Below are 15,132 nucleotides of genomic sequence, written 5' to 3' on the forward strand. Positions count from 1 at the left end.
CGTCGTCAGACGGCTCGCAAAGAAAACGGTGGGTCGTCTCGGAGCTCACTCGTGAAGCGCCGCCGCGAGCAGCAGAACGGCGACGACGACGAGGACGAGCGCCGACAGCGACAGTCCGCTGGACCCGATGGAAGTGATCTCGCCCCCGAGAAACACCGCGAGGACGCCGACGCCGACGCTCCCGGCGGCGTGCGTCGCTTCGAGGCTCTTCGTCTCGGCGGTTCGACCGAGCTGCTCGCCGACGTTGATAGCCTGCTCGCCGAGGTCGTAGACGAGCACCGTCGCCACCGTCCCGACGAGCAGCGGTTCGAGCGCTTCCGGGTCGAGGAGCCCACTGACGAGGACAGTGAGGAACAACAGCGCCGCTCCCGCCTTCAACAGGCCGCGCGAGCCGCTGTTGCGCACCGGGGCGAGCGCCAACCCGACGACGAGAACGCCGAGCAGCGCCGGTAGCGTGCGAACGAGCGCCCCGGGACCGGTGACCCCGCTGGCTCCGAGCGCGACGCCGACGAGCGAGACGACGACGCCCGCGGCGACGACGCTCCAGCGAAGCGCCGTCTCTCGCCGACTCCGGAGCGTCGCCCCCACGCCGACGACGAGAACGCCGCCGACGACGAGCGCCAGCGCGGCGACGGTCGCGTCCGTGACGTGCGCCGTCGCGGCGGCGGCGACGAGCAGCGCCAGCGTCGAACTCAACAGGGCGGGCTTGCGGACGAACGTCCCGCTCACGCCATCGCCCTCCGGTTTCTGGCCAGCGCGGACTCCAGCGGCGCGTCCGGCCCCCAGTCGACGGTCGGGATGCCGGTTCGACGGAGCGTCGACACCCGCGCGGTGCGTTCGGTCGCCGCGAGGCGTTCGCCGACCGTCGTCTCGTCGGTGACGTCCGGACTCACCGCCGTCACGGCGTGACCGTAAGCGTCGAGTCGGCGCGCGGCCGTGACGATGTCGTCGTCGCAGAGCGGCGAGAACAGGAACACCTGGGTGTTCGAGTCGAGCCGCTGCCGGAGCAGTTCGACCTGTTCGTCGAGCGACGGAGCGTCCCGCGGCGGCGTCGGGGCGAACGCCGGGTGCGTGTCGAACAGGCGGTGGAGTTCGACTCGCTGGTTCGTCCCGCCGCCGGGCGGGTGCCAACAGAACTCGCGGCCGAACGCCGCGACGCCGACCTGGTTGCGGCCGGCGAACAGCGGTTCGAGCAGTCGCTTCGCGGCGGCGACGCTCCGGACGACGGCGTTCGGTTCGTCGTCGAGCGCGCGGTACGCCGCCGGGCGAGCGTCCACGAGGAGCACGACCGACATCGACCGTTCCTCTCGATACTCGACGGTCGTCAGTTCGCCGGAGCGGGCGAAGCGCTTCCAGTCGACCCGGCTCATCGAGTCGCCGCGGCGGTACTCGCGGGTCCGCGTGAACTCCAGCCCCGAGCCCTCGTTCGAGGAGAGCACTCGACCGACGGTGTCGAGCGTCACGTCGCGGCCCGCGGGCGCGTCCGAGCGGCCCGTGACGGTGAGTTCCGTCTCCTCGCTCACGGTCGTCTCGACCTCGTGCTCGCCGGTGATGTCGCGGACTGCGACGGTCGCCGGGACGAAACTGTGCTGACCGGACTTGGCCTCGATACTGTACTCGAAGGTGACCGACGAGCCCGGACGGAGCGCCGCCCCGCGGCGGGGCGTGCCGTCGACGACCGACAGCGCCGCCGGCACGCCGTCGACGAGGCGGAGGTCCGCGAGCGTGTTCTCTCCGGCGTTCCGAAGCGTCACCGTCACGTCGACGACGTCGCCGGGGTTCGGCGACCGGTCGCTCACGCGCCGGTCGAGTTCCAGCACGGGCGTCGGCGAGGAGGTGAGCCGCGGATACGTCGCGAAGAGCACGCCGACGCCCGCGAGGACGATGAGGTTCGGACGGTCTGCCAACAGGCCGATCGCGCCCGCGACGAACGAGAGCGCGACGACGCCGCGCCAGCGGTGAGTCTGGTACTCGCTCACTGCCGGCCCTCGCTTGCGAGTCGCGCGATCTCCTCGGCCGTCCGGCGCGCGGCGTCGCGCGTACCGCGTGCGGCCGGTGCGGTATTCGGAGGATTCCCTCCGTCCGCGCGAAGCGACGATTCGGTTCGGAGGAACGCGGCGGCCGTCTCGTCGTCGGTCCACGTCCCCTCGTCGACGCGGCGTTCGGCCTCCGCGCGGTCGTACCCCTCGGCCGTTCGGAGCGTCTCGACGGCCGCGCGCCGGAGGCGGTCGTGAAGCGCGGCGCGCCGCCGCCGTCCGAGTATCGGAATCGAGAGCCGCCAGTCCGACAGCGCTTCGTCGAACCCTTCGCCCGGCGAGGGGGCCGACACCGGCTTCTCGGCGTCGGGCATCTCCGCCTGTTCGAGGCGGGCGCTCCGCCCGGACGCGAGCACGGAAACGGCGACGAGCAGCCCGACCGCCGCGAAGACGGCCATCAGCAGGTAATCGTTGCCGAGCAGCCCGACCAGGCCGTCGGTGGGGAGGAGGTCGCCGCTCACGAAGCCGAGGAGGAGGACGACCACCCCGGTACCCGCCAAGAGGAGACGGCGGACGCTCATCGGTTCCCTCCGGAGTTTCCGCGGAACCGACGGAGGTAATCACGGGCGCGCTCTCGGCGCTCGTCTGTCACCTCGTCACCGCCGTACCGGACGCTCTCGTACAGCGACGTGAGGCCCCAGACCGCCTCGCTGTCGCCGCCGCCTTCGTGCCGCTCGACCACTTTTTCGCCGCGTTCTCTGGGCGTGAGCTTCGTCTCGCGTTCGAGGCCGACGGCCGCGAGCATCTCACACCACGCCGCCGAGATATCGTCTTTCGGCTTCGGGTCGCCGACGGGCTCGGCGGCCGCCGACGCGCCGTCGTCGCCGCTCGGGAGCCACCGATGCAGGAGCGCGGCCAGACGATCACGGTAGGTCAGCGCCGCGAGGAGGACGGCTCCGAGGACGGCGAACGGAAGGACTGCTTCGAGGAGGCCGAGCAGTTTCTCCCAGAGCGACTCTTCGGGCGGGACCTCGTCGCCGGTCTCGGACTCCTGGCTGAAGTCGCTGTTGGTCGGCTCTTCTTCGCGCTGGTCGTGCGTCTGTTCTTGCTGCTGTTGTTGCGACTGGGTCTTCTTCTGCCGCTGCTGTTGGGTGTCTCCCTCACCGCCGCCGGAGGGCTCCGTCAACGTCTGTTTCAGTTCGTCGAGTTGGTCGGAGCCAACGGGGAGCATCGACGAGTCGACGTCGATAACGTCGTCGGGGTCGGTCTGCATCGACGAGTCGAGCGTTCCGGCGGCCGTCCCGAGCGAGAAGAGACAGCACGCCGCGACGGCGATAGCGAGCAGTCCGTCCCGATTCATGGTCGACAGCGGGTGTAGTGGGCAGTTGTAACGTATCGCATATTTGGATATTCTTCTCGTGCGGGATGGTTAGACGACGCGAGTTATCCGACTCGAAGGAATTTCCGATGTCCACTCTCATAGGTATTTTGTTCGGTACGTCGAAATAGATAGGATATAGTTACTGTTCTTCATATTATACAGTCTCTAAAACACACATTATTCGTTTGTTGTCTGCTCGGAGTGAACACTCTCGACCCCCGTGAGAGCGTCTCTCGATTTAGGTTGGCGATAATCGGACGCCGCGTCGTAACCGACCGCGACACCGCGTCAGCGCGTTCGGTTGTCGACTTCGAGTAGTCCGAGACCGGCGGCTCCGCCGACCACCGCCGACCGGAACGTTCATCTGACAGAACTGAACACAGTGTACACTGTCGTGATTTTCGACGAGTTCTTCGACGCGCTCGCCTCGTTGTTCGAGGAGCTTCTGGTCGGGGTTCTCGCCGCCGTCGTCGCTACCCTGAACGTCGGGTGGCGGTGGTTCCTCCGCGGACTCTACGTGTTCGTCGCGCTCGGCGGACTCTACGTTCTCGCCACCTACGAACAACCGTCGGGGGCCGGACTGCTCGGCGCCGGCCTGTTCTGTCTGGCCGTCGACCTGGGCGTGTTGGTGCGCGGTCTGATCTGACATCGTCCGAGTCGTCGTTGTACCGTCTGCACTCTCGGGGCATCGCTATCGCTCGGTGAGCAGAACAGTGAGACCGCCGAAGAGTCGCTCCGCTCGCCTTCGTGCTCCCAAATCAAAGAGTATGGGACTGCCGTCGTTACGCTCCGCTCACGACGAGGACCCAAATCGAAGAGTATGGGACCGCCGAGATTCGAACTCAGGTCCTACCGACCCCATCGGCAGAGGATACCACTACCCTACGGTCCCGCAGTTTGGCTAACGGCGGTCCTTCGTTTAACACCTTCGTTTCGACGGCAGCGAAAACCGCGTGACAGCGTCGCGGTAGCGTGTCGCACGCGCGTTGCTTCGACGCTCCGGGTTACCTCACTCGTCGCGCGGGACGACCAACTCGTCGTCGTCGCGGACGGCCATGCTCGCCACCGCGTCGCCTTCGTACGCCGCCAACCCCTCGTACCGTCCGATGACGTAGCCGTCGTGTTCGGACTCCACGGTGTCGACGCGCTCGCCGTGCGGCGTGACGATGTCGGCGACGACGTCGCCCGCGGAGACGACGTCTCCGGCGTCGACGCGGTGGCGTACTACCCCGGCGGTCTCCGTCCGCGGGTGGACCGCCCGCCGGACCGGGAACTCGACCGGAGCGGACGGGACGCCGGTCCCCGGTTCGTCGACGCCCGCGGGGAGTTCGTCTATCATGCCGAGTTCGCGGAGCACGCCGTACACGCCCGCGACGCCCGCCGCGCGGAGGTCCTCCTCGACGACGCTGTGGCCGCCCAGTTCGGGCGTGAACGACGGGATGCCGGCGGCGTTCAGCGCCGCTCCCGCAGTCGAACGGTGCAGTCCCTGGTCGAGATACTCCGCGGCGGGGTACTCGGTGAGCACCGGCAGGCCGAACGCGTCGACCAAGGCGGCGAGTTCGTCGGCTAACGACTCGGCCTCCTCCTCGGTTCGACGCTCGCCGTAGAGCACGCGGTCGCGGATGGAGAACGGCATCGACCCGACCTGTGCGGTGTGCAGGTCGACGAGCGCGTCCGCGGAGTCGACGAGCGTCTCGTACAGCCGCCGGTCGATTCGCTCCTGCGTCTTCGGCGGCCGCGTAGAGTCGCCCTCGGGATCCGGAAAGTAGCGGTTCGGGTCGTCGTCGGCGTAGTACGACGTCCGGGCGTTGCGACGCAGGCCGGCAGGGTTGACCAGCGGGACGCAGACGACGGTCCCCGAGAGCAGTTCGGGGAGCTCCTCGCGCATCGCGTCCTGGGCGACGGCGACGCCCGTCGCCTCGTCGCCGTGGACGCCGCCGGTGAGCCACAGCGTCGGCCCGTCGCGCTCGCCGCGCGCGACGACGACGGGGAGGCGTTCGTCGCCGCCGGTCGGTAGTCCGGTCGCGTTCAGCCAGCCACGAGTCAGCTCTCCGGGTCGCGCTTCCGCGGTTCCGACGTTCATATCCGCCCGTCTCCCGGCACCGTCAAAAGGCTGCGTCCGCCGGCAGACGAGACGAAGCCCCAAGCCCCTGCGGTCCGTCGTTCGCCGGGCCGTCGAGGGAAACCCGTCCGAACCCGCTCGCAAGCACCGGTTAACTATACTGTGGTACGTCGACGGTCATCCGATGACTCCGGACGAGTGGTCGGTTCTCCGCACCGTCTCCGTCGGCGACGACGACGCGCGCCTCGGCTACGACCGCCTCCGCCGACCCGACGACGAGGCCGAGGGCCGATTCTGGGTCGACGCCCGCGACTCGGTCTGCGTGGTCGCCGCACACGACGACGAAATCGTTCTCGTCGAGGAGTACCGCCCCCGACTCGGCGAGACGGTGCTCTCCTGTCCCGTCGGTGCGGTCGAGGGCGACGAGTCGCTCGTCGAAGCGGCCGCCCGAGAGCTCCGCGAGGAGACGGGCTACCGCGCCGACTCGCTCCGCCTGCTGGAGACGAGCTATCCGGTCGCGTGGCTCCGGAAGCGCCGCGGAATCGTCTTCGCTTCGGGGCTCACACCCGGCGATAAAGCGACCGACGACGACGAGTTCACGCGAGTCCGTCGCCTGCCCGTCGACGAGGCCCTCGACGCGGCGCGCCACCAACCGGTGACCGACTGGACGCTGCTGCCGCTGCTGCTCTCGCGGTACGAAGGGCTGGTGTAGTTCGAAGGGTCGCCGGGGGACTCAGACGAGCACGCGTTCGAGCGAGACGACGATTCCCCGTTCCGCGTCGGGGTCGCCGACGAGACGACCCAGACAGACCGCCGCGCCGTCGGGCGTGTAGCAGGCGAGCAGTCGGTCTCGCTCGATGCCGTCGTCGGCGTCTACGACGCCCGGCGCGTAGACGGGGGCGCCGGTGGCGACCTGTTCGGCGGCGCTGTCGGCGATAGTCAGAGAGGGGAGGTGCGTGAGCGCGCGCTCGGCGGGGGCGACGGCCTCTCGGACGAACGACTCGTCGCCCTCCTCGGCGAACGCCAGCGCGTCGGTGAGGTCGTACATGCTCACGAGGTCGGTGTCGTCGAAGGGGTCCGTCGCCGTCCGGCGGAGGTGGCCCATGTGTGCGCCCGTTCCGAGCGCGAGGCCGATGTCGTGACAGAGCTTTCTGACGTAGGTGCCGCTCTCGCAGCGAATCCGGAGCAGCACCTGTCTGTCCTTCGCTTCCAGCACCTCCAACTCGTAAATCTCGCGCGTGCGTAGGCGACGCGAGACGGCGCTCTTCCGGGGCGGTTTCTGGTACAGTTCGCCCTCGAACTCGGCGACGACCGATTCGAGGTCGCTCGGCGCGGGTTTGTGGAGTTCGAGCACCGAGACGTACTCCTTCGAGCCTTCGAGAAACACCTGCGCGAGGCGCGTCGCGTCGCCGGTGAGGACGGGCAGACAGCCGGTCACTTTGGGGTCGAGCGTCCCCGCGTGGGCGGCGCGGTCGACGCCCGCGAGGTCGCGGACCCACCCCGAGACCTGGTGGGCCGAGGGGCCGGGTGGCTTGTCGAGATTGACGACGCCGAACTCGAGCAGTTCGTCGACCGAACGCTCCTGGGGTGGGCCGCGCATCGTCATCTCAGAACTCGTACCGGACGCCGGTGACCGGATACTTTCCCTCGTCGGCGTCGGCGTCGTACGACTCGACGGCCGAAACGAGCGTGTCGAGGACGGGTTCCGGACCCCAGCGGGCGGTGTTGAGCACGAGGTCGTAGATAGAGAGGTCGTCGATGGGGATGTCGTAGTACGCCATGTACCGCTTGGCCTCGCTGGCTTCGCGGCGGTCGGTCTCCTCCCTCGCCGTCTCGACGGACTTCTCCTCGCGGTCGGCGATACGAGCGGCGCGCACCGACAGCGGCGCGTCCAGCCAGATTCGGAAGTCGGCGTGGTCGCCGGCGAGCCACCCGGCGAGGCGGGATTCGAGGACCACGTCGTCGCGCTCGGCGGCGATGTCGTAGAGGCGGCGGTCCAAATCTCTGTCAATCTGGTCGTCCTCCTCGGCGAGTTCGTTGAACTCGACGGGCGACAGGCCGCGCTCCTCGGCGAGCGCGCGAAAGATGTCGCCCCCGGAGATGTGTTCGTAGCCGAACGCCTCGGCGAGTCCGGCCGCCGTGGTGCTCTTTCCGCTGCCCGGCGGGCCGGAGACGGTTAGCAACATACTCCCTCTCGGCGGGAGAAATTGAAAGGTGTTATCGTTGCCGACGGCAGCGCGAGCGCGTCGCACGGTCGGTCGTCGCCTGCGAGTCGGTCGACGGCATTGCGGTCGGTCGTCGCCTGCGGCTCGGCTCCGAAGCGTCGCAGTCGCTTGGTGAGTCGCGCGGCGAGACGAGAAGAGGAGAGCGAGATTACGACGTTGTCGGCGTCGTACTGATGTTCAGCCCTTTGCGGATTATCTGGGAGAACGCCATCGAACAGAGGAAGTACCAGACGATCCACGTCTGGATGGGTCCGACGACGCCCTCTTTCCACGACACCTCGCCGGCCAGCGGGATGACGATGTTCTGGAGCTCCACGTGCTCGGTGCCGCCGCCGATGCCGATCGCCCAGTACATCCAGAGGAACACCGGGATGGTGAGGAACATGATCCACACCATCGGGCGGAACTGCTCTTTGAACATGCCCATCTGCTCGCCCATCGCCTCCATCTGCTCTTCCTGAATCTCCTGGAGCGCCGCGTCGTCGTCGTTCTCCTGGGCCTCCTTGCGGCGGTCCTGCAGGTCCTTCATCCGCGCCTGATACTGGCCCATCTTGTCCATGTCCATCAGGTTCGCCTGCAGGATCGTCGAGTACAGGCCCGTGCCCATCGCGAGAATCATCACGACGGCGTAGAAGGGCAGTAGTTCGGCCAACGGTCCGAGGAACACGTCGAACGCGCCGCCGACGACGTTACGCACCGCGGCGACCGAGTAGCCGAGGAACAGCCCGACGGTGACGACGGCCGCCCCCTTGTCCCACTTCGACCACTTCGTCGTCTCGATGTCGTCGCCGCTCGTGGACGAGGACGAACCCGTCGCGGACGACGCCGACGCGTCGGCGCTCCCATTGAGACCCGCACGGACGGCGTCGGGGTCCTGGATACGGAACCCCTCGTCGCCGTCGACGAGGATACCTTGCTCGATGAGGCGGCCCCATTGGCCGCTCGAAAGGTCGTCGCGCACGTCGACCCACCGAACTTCGCCGTTCTCGGCGCGGTCCAAGACGACCTCTATCGCTCGCTCCATCTCCGAGTTGTCGGAGACGAGCGAACGCACCCGCGATTCGACTCTTGCCATTGCCGGAGATTGGCTACCACCGGTTAAGAAGCTTTTACTATCGTCTCGGGTGGAGCGCTCCGAACCGCGGCCCGATTCAGGCGTCGGCGACGACGGATTTCACGTCCCCGAACACCTCGTCGGGCGTCTGTTCGCCGTCGACTTCGACGAGTTCGCCGCTGTCGCGGTAGTACTGGATGACCTCCGCGGTGTTCTCGTCGTAGACGCGGAGGCGCTCGCGCACGACGTCCTCGGTGTCGTCCTCTCGCTGGACGAGTCGCTCTGCGACCGCCTCGTCCTCCGGCATGTCGAACTCCGTGTGGTAGATGTCGCCCGTCTCGGGGTCGAGACGGCGGCCGGTGAGCCGTCGCACGAGTTCGTCCTCGCTCACGTCGAGGTAGACGACCGCGTCGAGGTCGGTGATGTCGTCGAGATACTCCGCCTGCGAGAGGTTCCGCGGGTAGCCGTCGAGGACGAAGCCGGAGGCGTTCGAGAGCGCCTCTTCGACGATCTCGTTGACCAGTCCGTCGGGGACGAGTTCGCCCGCGTCCATGTACTCGCGGGGCGTGCCGTACTCGGTCTCCATGTCCTTGTTCGCCCGGAGCGCGTCGCCGGTGGTCACGTGTTCGAGCGAGAACTCCTCGGCGAGTCGCTTGCTCTGGGTTCCTTTGCCTGCGCCGGGTGCACCGAGTAACAGCACCTTCTTGTCGCTCATACTCCCCCTATCGCCCTCCGGGGATAAAGAACTGAAGATAGCCGCCGATACCACCCCGACGAAAAGCGCGAATCGCCCGGGTTTTTGCCCGCCGCCGCCGTCGGCTCAGACATGACTCGATTCGACGCCGACGACCCGACGGAACGTCGAAAACTGTTCGCCGACGCCGTCTCCGCGCACCGCACCCGCGCCAGCGACTTCCTCACGATTCAGGTCGACGCCGCCGAGGAACCGGAACGCGACGACGTCGAGGACTCGACGCCGCCGTGGCTGCAGTTCTTCCAGCAGACCGTCAACGTCGACTGCACCGACGCCGAACTCGACCGACTGAAGGCGCTCGTCGGCGACTACCCCGAGTTCCGCATCGACGAACTCGAACAGCCCGAAGAAGCCGAGGGGACGAACGTCCGAATCACCGCCCGCGCGGACCCGAACCGACTGGCCGACTTCTTCGAGCGGACCGTCCGCGAGGTGTACGGCTACGGCGAGGGGTACCGGGCGTGGGTCGTCGCCGTCTGAGGGCCGCCGCCAGCGGTCCGCCGAACGCTTTCTTTCTGTACGCCCCTACTCGAATGCTGAAACATATACGACTTCCCTCCGTACTCCCGGCCATGAGTGAACCGAACTCGTCCAGTAACACGTCGCTGCTCGCCCACCCGGTCGTCCCCGTCGCCGGCGTCGACGACGCCGAGACGACGGCGCGGGCCGCGCTGCCTCGAATCGCGGCGGTCGGCGGGGAGATGCTCGCCCTCTACGTCGTCGAGAAGGCCGGCGGCGCGCCGGACAAGGCCTCCGTCGAACAGCGCGAAGAAGTCGCCGAAGAGGCGTTCTCGGTCGTCCGCGAACTGGCCGCCGAAGCGGGCGTCGACGTGACGACCCGCGTCGCGTACGGGACGGACGTCGCGGGGACGATTCTCGACGTCGCCGCCGACGAAGACGCGTCCGCCGTCGTGTTCACGCCGCGCGGCGGAAGCAAGTGGACGAAACTGCTCACCGGCGACGTCGCCTCCTCGCTCGTCGAGGACGCCGACCGACCCGTCGTCGTCCTTCCCGCCTCGAAGTAACGGACTCGGCCTGTCCGAGCGCCGACTACCGCGCCGATTCGCGGAATGCGCGTTCCAAATTACTTAAACGGATGCAGTCGTATCTCCCTGCTATGTCATACTCCGGAACAGCGCAGCATGCAGTCTCACCGTTCTGGTACGTCAATGGCTGACGAGGAACTCGCAAAAGACCTCGGACCGCTGGCCGCACTGACCATCGGCGTCGGTACGATGATCGGCGCGGGAATCTTCGTCCTCCCGGGGACGGCCATCCAGCAGGCCGGTTCGTTCGCCATCGTCTCGTTCGTCGTCGGCGGCGTGATAGCGCTGCTGACGGCGCTGTCCGCCTCGGAACTCGGAACCGCGATGCCGCGCTCCGGCGGCGCGTACTTCTACGTCAACCGGGCGCTGGGGCCGCTTTTCGGCTCCGTCGCCGGGTGGGCAAACTGGATGGGGCTGGCGTTCGCCTCGGCGTTCTACATGGTCGGATTCGGCGAGTACATCGTCGCCATCGTCCCGACTATCGACCTCGTCGTCTTCACGGTCGAACCGTCGGTGAAGGTCGTCGCCCTCGCGGGGGCGGCGCTGTTCGTCCTCGTCAACTACGTCGGCGCGAAGGAGACCGGGAAACTGCAGAACGTCATCGTCGTCTTGCTCGTCGCGATTCTCGCCGTGTTCACCGTCGTCGGGTCGTTCCGCGCCGACCCGGCGAACATCCCCGAGAGCCGGGGCTTCGGACCGATGATAACGACCACCGGCCTCATCTTCGTCTCCTATCTGGGGTTCGTCCAGATAACGTCGGTCGCCGAAGAGATCAAAGACCCCGACAAGAACCTCCCGCGGGCGGTCATCGGCAGCGTCGTCATCGTGACGCTCATCTACGCGCTCGTGCTCGTCGTGATGAGCGCCGCCGTCGAACAGGGCTTCATCGCCCAGCAGGAGCTCGCGGGCGAGATCGCCGTCGTCGAAGTCGCCCGGCTCATCCTCGGTCCGGCCGGTGCGATCGCCATGTTGTTCGGCGGCCTGCTCGCGACGGCTTCCAGCGCGAACGCGAGCATTCTCGCCTCGTCGCGCATCAACTTCGCGATGGGCCGCGACGCCATCGTGACGCCCCAACTCAACGAGATTCACGAGCGGTTCGGCACGCCGTACCGCTCTATCGCGGTCACCGGCGCGTTCATCCTGCTCTTCATCCTCGTCGCTCCTATCAAGACGCTGGCGACGATGGGGAGCGTGCTCCACCTCGTCATCTACGGTCTGTTGAACATCGCGCTCATCGTGATGCGCGAGGCGGACGCGTCGGGGTACGAACCCTCCTACACCGTACCGTTCTACCCGGTCACGCCCATCGTCGGCTCGATTCTCTCGTTCGCGCTCATCGTGTTCATCGAACCGCGCGCCTCCATCGCGTTCAGCGCGGCGTTCGTCGCGTTCGCTGCGCTCTGGTACCTCTTCTACGCCCGCTCTCGGACGACGAAACAGGGCGTCCTCAGCGACTACATCCTCAGCAGGTCCGACGAGATGCCCGAACCCGCCGTCTCCGCGGCGACGTCGGTCAAACCCGACGGCGGCCAGTACCGCGTCATGGTGCCGCTCGCCAACCCCGAACACCAGACCGACCTCATCACGCTCGCCAGCGCCATCGCCAAGCAACAGGACGGCACCGTCGTCGCCGTCAACATCCAGCAGGTGCCCGACCAGACCTCGCTCGAAGCCGCCCGACGGCAGGGCGACTACGACGCCGCGCATCGCATCCTCGAACGCGCCCGCGACGACGCCGAGACGCTCGGCGTCCCCGTCGAGACGCACACGATTCTCTCGCACCGGACGTTCGAGGAGGTGTTCGACGCCGCGCGGACCTACGACGCCGACGTGACCGTCATGGGCTGGGGGCCGGACGCCCACGGGTCGCCGGGACGCGCCGAGAGCGCCATCGACGAACTCGCCAGTTCGCTCCCCTGCGACTTCCTCGTGCTCCGCGACCGCGGCTTCGACGCCTCGCGCGTCCTCGTGCCGACGGCGGGCGGCCCGGACTCGGACCTCTCGGCGGCCGTCGCCAAGATGCTCCGCGCGGAGTACGGTTCGACGGTGAAGCTCCTGCACGTCGCCGACGACGAGTCGGAGGGACGGGCGTTCCTCGAATCGTGGGCGGCCGACCGCGGACTCGAAGACGCCGAACTGGTCGTCGAGTCGGGCGACGTCGAGGCGGCTATCGGCCGCCACGCGGCGAAATCGACGATGCTCGTCGTCGGCGCGACCGAGCGCGGCTTGCTCTCGCGGCTGTTCACCGACAGCCTCGTGCTGAACGTCGTCGACGAGGTTGACTGCTCGGTGCTGCTCGCCGAGAAGAAGCGGACGCGGACGCTACGCGAGCGGCTGTTCGGCAGTAACTGAGCCAAAAGCCCGAGTTCGATTTTTCCGCCTCAGCTATCGACGACCGCCGGGTCGGTCAGGTCCGCCGCCATCACGAAGTCGGGTTCGTCGGAGACGTCGACGCGGGCGTAGGCGGTGTCGCTCACCCACCGAACGCCCTCGGGGACGAGGACGCGGACTCGCTCGGCGTCGACGCTCGCGGCGTCGCGGGCAACCACCCGATACAGTGCCCGCGCCGCCTCGTGGTCGCTCCACGCGCCGACGGCGTACTCGGCCCACGTCTCCGGGTCGCCCTCGTCGTTCGGTCGGTCGTACGTCCGGTTGCGGAACGTGAACCCGCGGGTACCGCCTTCGCTCACGACGAACAGGCGGTCCTCGTCGGCCGCCGTCCGGAGCCGTCGGCGGGTGAGTTCCGACACCGCCCACGACTCCTCGGCGTCGAGCGCGAGTCCTCTCAGGTCCGCGCGGGCGTCGCTTCCGGTCCAAAACGACCACGCGGCGTTCGGGTCGGCCGTCGTCGAAAGCTCGGACTCGGCGTCGGCGTCCGGCGTCGGCATCCCCCACCGGAACTCCGTGCAGGGCTCGAACCCGGTCGCGCGCGACTGGCCGAGACCCGCGACGTTCCACGAGAACACCATGTTGCGGGCGACGGTCGCACCGCGCTCTCTCGCCCAGCGAAACAGCGCCTTCGAGAGGTGCATCGACGCGCCCCGCCCCCGGTAGTCGGGGTTGACGCGCATCCCCTGCGCCCACGCCTCGTACTCCGAGAGCAGCACGCCCTGACAGATGCCGGCGAGTTCCTCGGAGGGGCTCTCCTCGTCGCCGTCGACGTCGAGGACGAACGTCCGCTGGTTCTCTCCGTCGCCGGCGATCCAGTCGTGGTAGACGCGCGGGATGTAGTCGGAGCCGCCGCGGTCGGCCCACGTCTCGCTCGTGAACGCCGCGACCGCGTCGTAATCTTCGGGTCGGGCCTGCCGAACGGTCAGGTCCACGGCTTCGACTCCTCTTGCAGTTCGCCGACGAGGTTCCGCCCCATCGCGTCGGCCGGGTCGCCGAGGTTCGCGAGCGCCCACATCAGTTTCACCTTCGCCGTGCCGGGGAGGGTGTCGCCCGCCTCGACGACGCCGGCGTCGAGCAGGTCGCGGCCGGTGTCGTAGACGCGGTCGCAGACGCGGCCCGCGATGCACTGGCTAGTCATCGTGACGACCGTCCCGTCGTCGACAAACTCCTCGATGCGAGGGATGAGGTCGGTGTGGACGTGTCCGAGACCGGTCCCCTCGATTACGACGCCGGATTTCCCGTCGAGGTAGGAGAGCGCCGCCGGGTCCATCCCGGGCGTGAACTTCACGAGTTCGACCTCGCCGTCGATGGCGGGCGCCACGTCGAGGTCCGCCGCGCCGCGCTCGGCGTACTCGCGGCGGAAGCTAACCTCCTCGGTGTCGTAGTCGACTTCGCCGAGCGGTTTCGCGCCGACCGTCTCGAAGGCGTCTCGGCGGGAGGTGTGGTTCTTGCGCACGCGAGTGCCGCGGTGGAGCGCGCAGACGTCGTCACTCTCGGTACCGTGCATGCAGACGAGCACCTCCGCGCAGTCGGACTTGGCCGCTTCGACGGCGCAGACCGCGTTCATCACGTTGTCCGAGGAAGGGCGGTCCGCCGAGCGCTGGCTGCCGGTGAAGACGACGGGAACCGGCGTGTCGAGCATGAACGACAGCGCCGAGGCGGAGAACTGCATCGTGTCGGTGCCGTGCATGACGACCACGCCGTCCGCACCCGCTTCGATCTCCTCGTGAACCGCCCGCGCGAGTTCCTGCCAGACGTCGGGCGTCATGTTCTCCGAGAGGATGTTGGCGACGACGCGGCCGCGGTAGTTCGCCCGCCCCGCGAGGTCCGGTACGGCGCGAAGCACGTCCTCGGCGTCGAACTGCGCGGTCACCGCCCCCGTGCGATAATCGACCGTAGAGGCGATGGTGCCGCCGGTGGAGATGAGCGAAACCGTCGGAAGGTCGTCGTCGAACTCGATTTCGGAGCTGTCACCCTCGTCGGACTGGGCGTCCTCCACGTCGTAGACGCCGGTTTCGAGCACTTCGACCTCGGCGTCGTCGCGTTCGATGCCGACGTTGTAGCCGCCGTCGAGTTTGACGACGAGGTGCTCGGCCGTCGTCGACGGCATCAACACGCCCTCGTTCGTGACGCCTCCGCGCTCGACGCGGATGCGGTCGCCTGCGTTCATACCCGCGGCTACCCTCGCGGCGGACTTGAATCCACTCGTTCGCGGGCGACTCCGGGGAGGCCGACGCGCGGAG

At 68.0% G+C, this 15,132-nt stretch carries 16 protein-coding genes and 1 tRNA gene; 5 read left to right on the plus strand and 12 right to left on the minus strand.

What is annotated here, in order from left to right; all coding sequences use genetic code 11:
• Window positions 1–45: 45 nt before the first annotated feature.
• From DV709_RS13160 to DV709_RS13175, 4 genes are read right to left on the minus strand one after another with little or no spacing between them, the layout of a single operon-like run.
• Window positions 46–729, minus strand: a complete 684-nt coding sequence (locus DV709_RS13160; protein ID WP_117594877.1) for a DUF7519 family protein — start codon at window positions 727–729, stop codon at window positions 46–48.
• On the minus strand, window positions 726–1,979 hold the full coding sequence (locus DV709_RS13165) for a DUF58 domain-containing protein (RefSeq protein ID WP_117594878.1): 1,254 nt from the start codon (window positions 1,977–1,979) through the stop codon (window positions 726–728). The genes DV709_RS13160 and DV709_RS13165 overlap by 4 nt, the downstream gene beginning before the upstream one ends.
• Window positions 1,976–2,557: a DUF7269 family protein gene (locus tag DV709_RS13170; RefSeq protein ID WP_117594879.1), complete on the minus strand. Its 582-nt coding sequence runs from the start codon at window positions 2,555–2,557 to the stop codon at window positions 1,976–1,978. Before DV709_RS13170 ends, DV709_RS13165 begins: the two co-directional genes overlap by 4 nt.
• Window positions 2,554–3,336: a DUF4129 domain-containing protein gene (locus DV709_RS13175; protein WP_117594880.1), complete on the minus strand. Its 783-nt coding sequence runs from the start codon at window positions 3,334–3,336 to the stop codon at window positions 2,554–2,556. Before DV709_RS13175 ends, DV709_RS13170 begins: the two co-directional genes overlap by 4 nt.
• A gap of 415 nt (window positions 3,337–3,751) precedes the next feature.
• Here DV709_RS13175 and DV709_RS13180 point away from each other — a divergent pair, with 415 nt between their 5' ends.
• The gene (locus tag DV709_RS13180) at window positions 3,752–4,003 is read left to right on the plus strand and encodes a hypothetical protein (protein ID WP_117594881.1); all 252 of its coding nucleotides are present in this window, start codon (window positions 3,752–3,754) and stop codon (window positions 4,001–4,003) included.
• Between the two features lie 175 nt (window positions 4,004–4,178).
• On the opposite strand, the gene DV709_RS13185 is transcribed toward DV709_RS13180, so the two are convergent.
• A tRNA-Pro gene (locus DV709_RS13185) sits at window positions 4,179–4,249 on the minus strand.
• 117 nt (window positions 4,250–4,366) lie between these two features.
• The gene (locus DV709_RS13190) at window positions 4,367–5,440 is read right to left on the minus strand and encodes a succinylglutamate desuccinylase/aspartoacylase family protein (RefSeq protein ID WP_117594882.1); all 1,074 of its coding nucleotides are present in this window, start codon (window positions 5,438–5,440) and stop codon (window positions 4,367–4,369) included.
• Between the two features lie 163 nt (window positions 5,441–5,603).
• Between DV709_RS13190 and DV709_RS13195 the strand changes: the two genes are divergently transcribed.
• Window positions 5,604–6,131 carry an NUDIX hydrolase gene (locus DV709_RS13195; RefSeq protein WP_117594883.1) on the plus strand — a complete coding sequence of 176 codons (528 nt, stop codon included), beginning with the start codon at window positions 5,604–5,606 and terminating at the stop codon, window positions 6,129–6,131.
• 21 nt (window positions 6,132–6,152) lie between these two features.
• On the opposite strand, the gene DV709_RS13200 is transcribed toward DV709_RS13195, so the two are convergent.
• The 4 genes from DV709_RS13200 to DV709_RS13215 all read right to left on the minus strand — a co-directional run bounded on the left by DV709_RS13200 (window position 6,153) and on the right by DV709_RS13215 (window position 9,413).
• The gene (locus tag DV709_RS13200; protein ID WP_117594884.1) at window positions 6,153–7,025 is read right to left on the minus strand and encodes an RNA-guided pseudouridylation complex pseudouridine synthase subunit Cbf5; all 873 of its coding nucleotides are present in this window, start codon (window positions 7,023–7,025) and stop codon (window positions 6,153–6,155) included.
• A 1-nt stretch (window position 7,026) separates the two neighbouring features.
• Window positions 7,027–7,605, minus strand: coding sequence for a (d)CMP kinase (gene cmk, locus DV709_RS13205; protein ID WP_117594885.1), 579 nt, complete (start codon window positions 7,603–7,605; stop codon window positions 7,027–7,029).
• A 187-nt stretch (window positions 7,606–7,792) separates the two neighbouring features.
• Complete coding sequence (locus DV709_RS13210) at window positions 7,793–8,719, minus strand: DUF106 domain-containing protein (RefSeq protein ID WP_117594886.1); 927 nt, start codon at window positions 8,717–8,719, stop codon at window positions 7,793–7,795.
• Between the two features lie 76 nt (window positions 8,720–8,795).
• Window positions 8,796–9,413 (minus strand): adenylate kinase, encoded by a 618-nt coding sequence (locus DV709_RS13215; protein ID WP_117594887.1) that lies wholly within the window; start codon window positions 9,411–9,413, stop codon window positions 8,796–8,798.
• Between the two features lie 111 nt (window positions 9,414–9,524).
• Between DV709_RS13215 and DV709_RS13220 the strand changes: the two genes are divergently transcribed.
• From DV709_RS13220 to DV709_RS13230, 3 genes are all read left to right on the plus strand, one after another.
• The gene (locus tag DV709_RS13220) at window positions 9,525–9,932 is read left to right on the plus strand and encodes a hypothetical protein (RefSeq protein ID WP_117594888.1); all 408 of its coding nucleotides are present in this window, start codon (window positions 9,525–9,527) and stop codon (window positions 9,930–9,932) included.
• A gap of 92 nt (window positions 9,933–10,024) precedes the next feature.
• On the plus strand, window positions 10,025–10,477 hold the full coding sequence (locus DV709_RS13225; protein WP_117595319.1) for a universal stress protein: 453 nt from the start codon (window positions 10,025–10,027) through the stop codon (window positions 10,475–10,477).
• A gap of 144 nt (window positions 10,478–10,621) precedes the next feature.
• The gene (locus tag DV709_RS13230) at window positions 10,622–12,850 is read left to right on the plus strand and encodes an amino acid permease (RefSeq protein ID WP_117594889.1); all 2,229 of its coding nucleotides are present in this window, start codon (window positions 10,622–10,624) and stop codon (window positions 12,848–12,850) included.
• Window positions 12,851–12,879: 29 nt separating this feature from the next.
• Here the strand turns inward: DV709_RS13230 and DV709_RS13235 are convergent, their stop codons facing one another.
• Window positions 12,880–13,815, minus strand: coding sequence for a GNAT family N-acetyltransferase (locus tag DV709_RS13235; RefSeq protein WP_117595320.1), 936 nt, complete (start codon window positions 13,813–13,815; stop codon window positions 12,880–12,882).
• The gene (gene gatD / locus DV709_RS13240; protein WP_117594890.1) at window positions 13,812–15,059 is read right to left on the minus strand and encodes a Glu-tRNA(Gln) amidotransferase subunit GatD; all 1,248 of its coding nucleotides are present in this window, start codon (window positions 15,057–15,059) and stop codon (window positions 13,812–13,814) included. The genes DV709_RS13235 and gatD overlap by 4 nt, the downstream gene beginning before the upstream one ends.
• Window positions 15,060–15,132 lie beyond the last annotated feature (73 nt).

The organism is Haloprofundus halophilus, assembly GCF_003439925.1.
GTDB lineage: Archaea > Halobacteriota > Halobacteria > Halobacteriales > Haloferacaceae > Haloprofundus > Haloprofundus halophilus.

Bases quoted from the DNA above. Each gene is read 5' to 3' on its own strand.
- DV709_RS13170 (WP_117594879.1), bottom strand. From the start codon at position 2,557: ATGAGCGTCCGCCGTCTCCTCTTGGCGGGTACCGGGGTGGTCGTCCTC.
- DV709_RS13175 (WP_117594880.1), bottom strand. From the start codon at position 3,336: ATGAATCGGGACGGACTGCTCGCTATCGCCGTCGCGGCGTGCTGTCTC.
- DV709_RS13190 (WP_117594882.1), bottom strand. From the start codon at position 5,440: ATGAACGTCGGAACCGCGGAAGCGCGACCCGGAGAGCTGACTCGTGGC.
- DV709_RS13195 (WP_117594883.1), top strand. From the start codon at position 5,604: ATGACTCCGGACGAGTGGTCGGTTCTCCGCACCGTCTCCGTCGGCGAC.
- DV709_RS13200 (WP_117594884.1), bottom strand. From the start codon at position 7,025: ATGACGATGCGCGGCCCACCCCAGGAGCGTTCGGTCGACGAACTGCTC.
- cmk (WP_117594885.1), bottom strand. From the start codon at position 7,605: ATGTTGCTAACCGTCTCCGGCCCGCCGGGCAGCGGAAAGAGCACCACG.
- DV709_RS13210 (WP_117594886.1), bottom strand. From the start codon at position 8,719: ATGGCAAGAGTCGAATCGCGGGTGCGTTCGCTCGTCTCCGACAACTCG.
- DV709_RS13215 (WP_117594887.1), bottom strand. From the start codon at position 9,413: ATGAGCGACAAGAAGGTGCTGTTACTCGGTGCACCCGGCGCAGGCAAA.
- DV709_RS13220 (WP_117594888.1), top strand. From the start codon at position 9,525: ATGACTCGATTCGACGCCGACGACCCGACGGAACGTCGAAAACTGTTC.
- DV709_RS13225 (WP_117595319.1), top strand. From the start codon at position 10,025: ATGAGTGAACCGAACTCGTCCAGTAACACGTCGCTGCTCGCCCACCCG.
- DV709_RS13230 (WP_117594889.1), top strand. From the start codon at position 10,622: ATGGCTGACGAGGAACTCGCAAAAGACCTCGGACCGCTGGCCGCACTG.
- gatD (WP_117594890.1), bottom strand. From the start codon at position 15,059: ATGAACGCAGGCGACCGCATCCGCGTCGAGCGCGGAGGCGTCACGAAC.